This is a genomic window from Nitrospirillum pindoramense (genome assembly GCF_007827955.1).
In the GTDB taxonomy this organism is placed as follows: Bacteria; Pseudomonadota; Alphaproteobacteria; order Azospirillales; family Azospirillaceae; genus Nitrospirillum; species Nitrospirillum amazonense_B.
In genome coordinates this window covers 1-2,871 of record NZ_VITR01000038.1, presented here as the reverse complement: position 1 = coordinate 2,871, position 2,871 = coordinate 1, and the positions used below count along the sequence as shown (strand labels likewise).

Here is a 2,871-nt window from a genome sequence, read left to right as displayed (position 1 = left end):
GTGATGCCGACATTGCTGGCCAGGGTGAGGCTGGCGCCGGCGTTGCTGACCGTGTGCGTCGCCACGTTGAGGGCGTCGGCCAGGCTGATGGCGCCAGAGGCGAACACCACGTTGCTGGCGGTGTTGGTGATGGTGCCGCCGCTGAAGCGGCCCACCGCGCCGTTACCGCCACCGTTGATGGTCAAGTCGCGGGTGCTGGTGTTGACCACGTTGCCGACGAGGACGCCGCTGTTGGCCAGGCTGCCCAGGGTGCCGGTGCTGGCGATGTACAGCGCCGTGGCACCGCCGGCGGTGTTGGCCAGGGTACCCGTGACGTTCAGGGTGTTCAGGCTGGCGCCGATGTAGTCGTTGCCCGCGACCGCCAGCAGGGTGCTGCCGCTGGTGGCGCCGGTGGCGTCCAGGCCGGTCAGGCCGCTGGTGACCACGGCCCCGGTGTAGGATGACCCCGCCCCACCCTGGATCATCGTCACGCTGTCGCCGACGATGTAGTTGCCCACGCTGGCGAGGCCGGCCGAGACCGTGCCGCCGCTGACGCTGGCGGCGTCGCTGACGCTCAGGACATGGCCGGCCACGGCCAGGGTGCCGGCCGTCTGGCTGTAGGCGCCGGTGATGCCGACGTCGCTGGCCAGGGTGAGGCTGGCGCCGGCGTTGCTGACGGTGTGGCCGGTGGCGACGATGCCGTCACCCAGACTGATGGCGCCGCTGGCGAACACCACGTTGCTGGTGGTGTTGGTGATGGTGCCGCCGGTGAAGCGGCCCGCCGTGCCATTGGCCCCGCCCTGGATGACCAGGTCGTTGGCCGACAGGTTGGTGATGTTGCCGCTGAGGGTGCCGCTGTTGGCCAAGGTGCCCAGCGTGCCCGTGCTGGCGATGTACAGCGCCGTGGCGCCGCCGGCTGTGTTGGCCAGCGTACCCGTGACGGAGAGGGTGGCCAGGCTGGCGCCGATATAGTCGTTGCCGGCCACCGCCAGCAGGCTGGTGCCGCTGGTGCCGGCCACGGCGTCCAGGCCGGTCAGGCCGCTGGTGACGGTGGCGCCGGTGTAGCTGGAGCCGGTGCCACCCTGGATCAGGGTGACGCTGTCGCCCACCAGGTAGTTGGCCGTACCCGCCAGGCCGGCGTTGACCACGCCGCCCGTCACTTGCGCCGCGTCGCTGACGCTCAGCACATGGCCGGCCACGGCCAGGGTGCCCGCCGTCTGGCTGTAGGCGCCGGTGATGCTGACGTCGCTGGCCAGGGTCAGGGATGCCCCGCTGTTGCTGACGGTGTGGCCGGTGACGTCGATGGCGTCGGCCAGGCTGACGGCGCCTGCCGCGAAGGCCAGGTTGCTCAGGCTGTTGCGGATGGTGCCGCCCGAGAAGCTGCCCACGGTACCACCAGAGCCCCCGACGATGACCAGGTCGTTGGCGCTGTTGTTGACCACGTTGCCGATGATCGCACCGCTGTTGGCCAGGGTGCCCAGGCTGCCGGCGCTGGTGATCAGCACCGCCGTGGCGGCGTTGATGGTGCCGGTGTTGCTGAGCGTGCCCAGGGTGCCGCCGACATAGTCGCTGAGCAGGGTCAGCAGCAGGTCGGTGGCGGCACCATTGGCGCCTGTGCCCAGGGTGGCGCTGAAGCCCGTGGCCGCGGCGGTCAGGCCGCCGGTGGTCAGCGTGCCGCCGACCTCGGCGATGGTGTAGCTCTGGCCGGCGATCAGGTTGCTGCCCGACAGGGCCGTGACCGCCACCGTGCCGCCGGTGAAGGCGGCGTCGCCGCTGACCAGCAGCTCACCCGCCGTGCCGCTGCCGATGCCCATGGCCAGGGTGCCGGCGCTTTGGGCGTAGTTGCCCGTCACGCTGAGGACGTTGGTGAGCAGCACGTTGGCGCCGCTGTTGACCAGGGTGCCGGTGCCGACATCGACCTGGTCGTTCAGCAACAGGTTGCCGCTGGCCAGCGTGACGTTGGCGCCGGTGCTGGTGATCGTGCCGATGCCGCTCTGGCCGGTCAGGGTGCCGACCACCGTGCCGCTGCCGCCGGTGAAGACCAGGGCGTTGGCGCTGGTGTTCACGATGCTGCCGGCGATGAGGCCGCTGTTGGCGATGGTGCCGATGCTGCCCTGGTTGTACAGGGCGGTGACGCCGGTGATGGTGCCGCTGTTGCTGATCGCCCCGATGGTGGCGCCGCTGGCGTTGCGCAGGGCCCGGCCGCTGACGGTGTCGGTGGCGCTGATGACGCCGCTGGTGTCGATGCTGCCGATGCTGCCGCTGTTGAACAGGCCGTAGGCGACGCTGCTGATGCTGCCCTGATTGGTCAGGACGCCGATGCTGCCGGCGTTGTTCAGGCCGGCGGCTTGGGCCGAGGGCGCGTCCTTCAGCAGGCCGGTGTTGACCACCGTGCCGATGACGCCCTGGTTCCATAGGCCGACGAGGCCCGTGGCCGTGCCGCTGTTGTCCACCAGGCCGACCGTGCCGCGGTTGCGGATGCCATAGCGGGCCCCGTCCAGCAGGCCGCTGTTGGCCAGGGTGCCCAGGCTGCCGCCGGTGGCGATGTAGGCCGCCGTCACCACGCCGGTGATGGTGCCGGTGTTGCCCAGGCTGCCCAGGGTCCCGCCGATGTAGTCGTTCACCGCCGCCAGCACCAGGTCGACGTTGGACCCGATGGTGGTGACGCCGGTGCCGATGGTCAGGCCGGTGATGCCGGAGGCGACGGTGACGCCGGTGTAGCTGGACCCCGCCCCGCCCTGGACCAGGATGACGCCGGTGGACGCGCCCACGACGTAGTTGCCCAGGGTGTCGAGGCTGGTGCTGACCAGGCCGCCGCTGATGCTGGCGACGCCGGTGACCGAGGCCGACAGGGTGCCCAGGGCCAGCGTGCCGCTGGCCTGGCTGTAGTTG

Annotated in this window: 1 protein-coding gene; it reads right to left on the bottom strand. The window is 70.9% G+C overall.

Annotated elements, in window-relative coordinates; all coding sequences use genetic code 11:
* Nucleotides 1–2,871: beta strand repeat-containing protein (locus FBZ90_RS28025; RefSeq protein WP_211102386.1), on the bottom strand; the 2,871-nt coding region annotated here is incomplete at both ends.